General features: G+C 31.8%; 2 protein-coding genes. Both read left to right on the top strand.

Annotated elements, in window-relative coordinates:
* Positions 1 to 243: 243 nt before the first annotated feature.
* Positions 244 to 807, top strand: a complete 564-nt coding sequence (locus tag E2K98_RS30555; RefSeq protein ID WP_165976447.1) for a VanZ family protein — start codon at positions 244 to 246, stop codon at positions 805 to 807.
* 167 nt (positions 808 to 974) lie between these two features.
* On the top strand, positions 975 to 1,406 hold the full coding sequence (locus E2K98_RS30550; RefSeq protein ID WP_133340747.1) for a hypothetical protein: 432 nt from the start codon (positions 975 to 977) through the stop codon (positions 1,404 to 1,406).
* The last annotated feature ends 186 nt before the right edge of the window (positions 1,407 to 1,592 follow it).

Raw genomic sequence — 1,592 nt, 5'->3', positions numbered from 1 at the left:
ATTTTGAAATAGAAGATGAATGGTATTCATACCGGGGCGAGTGTTTTAAACAAATTGCTATTGAATGGTGTCAGGAAAATAAAATAAATTTTATTGAATAGAATTGACAGGGGTGTTTACTTAACCAAGCGGTAATCACCTTTTCTTATATAAGTAAAGGGGCAGTTTAACAAGACTCTTCCCAAATTATTCAATGTCACGGTAAAATAACTATACATTAATTTCCAGAATGGAGTGTTTATCGTGGTTCAATTATGGCGAGCATTTGGACATTTGGTTCCCTTATTCTTAATAATCGTTTTAGGGGTTAGTGTTATTACATATTTTGTCAGTAAAAAAAGAAAATCAGATAGAGTGATTGTTAACCTTCTGTTTATTTTTAGCATAATCGGAATTTTATTGGTAACTGTTTATCCCAATGCTTATGGTCCTGGAATGCCGAGAGTTGTTAACATAGTACCGTTAGTTGGAATGTACAATATTCTGTTTCATTCAGTTGATATAACCATACCTATTCGTAATTTAGGTCTTAATATTTTACTATTTGTTCCTTTTGGATTTTTTCTAACTTTGAAAACATCATCTTTTCAAAGGAAGCTTAATCTATTTGTAATACTAACGGGATTTATATTTTCTTTGTTTATTGAAACAGTGCAGTTTGCTATTCCTATGGGGCGTTCTTCAGATATAGATGATGTAATATTAAATACAATTGGAACATTTTTAGGGTACATAATTTGGAAACTTTTCAATTCTAAATCGTCAAGTATTTCCTCATTTAAAGAAACATCAAATGGAAAAATGTAATGCCAACCTTTTTATACTCTAGGGTGCAAGAGTTGAAGATCCAGCTGCCATTTTAGGCAGCTTTTCTTTTTGTGCTAACGGGCAGGTCACATTAAGAAGGATTATAATTGAATAAAGAACTTAACTCAGAGGTGTTAAATGCTGTTTCTTAATTAAGGAGGTATATGATGAAGTTTTTTATAAAGTTAAATACTATTAGTGCCATATACGCTTTAGCGTTGTTCATAGCAATCGAACTCATAATAAATGTCTCTCATATAAGTAGTTTAACTGGCTGGGAATGGGATAATGTTTACATTCTAATTGCTGCTATTAATGTAATTGGAGTTCTACTTTCAACGATTTTATTCATTTGCTTAACGAAAAAATGGACTATAGGTAGAAAAAACAGCTATTGGTCACTCATTTTGTGGGTACCATATTTTATCCTTTTTTTCTCTTTTTTCACTGTTGTAATTCCTATTAATTCAGGAGTAACACTTTTTCCGAGATTTAGTCTTCTTATTTATGGATCTGTCATTCTGTATCCGGTTTACATATTATTTATTAATCTATGTGCTTCACCTCTAAGTTTAGATGATGAGGAAATAAGGCATTAATAATGCAGGTCACTTTGTTATAACTTATTCATCTCGCTTATTGAACTGATATGAACGAAACTGTCAACCCACCACACCCAAATGTTTTTATTTAGCGTTTTATTCAGTATGAATAGAGTTATTCCTTGTTCAACTTATAGACCAAATATCCTTTCGGATCTAGCTTGTCAAGGGCGCACTTTCCCT

The sequence above is a fragment of the Bacillus salipaludis genome (genome assembly GCF_004358205.1).
The sequence above is the reverse complement of the archived record's forward strand: the minus strand, read 5'-3'. Positions and strand labels throughout refer to the sequence as shown.

Bases quoted from the DNA above. Each gene is read 5' to 3' on its own strand.
- E2K98_RS30550 (WP_133340747.1), top strand. From the start codon at position 975: ATGAAGTTTTTTATAAAGTTAAATACTATTAGTGCCATATACGCTTTA.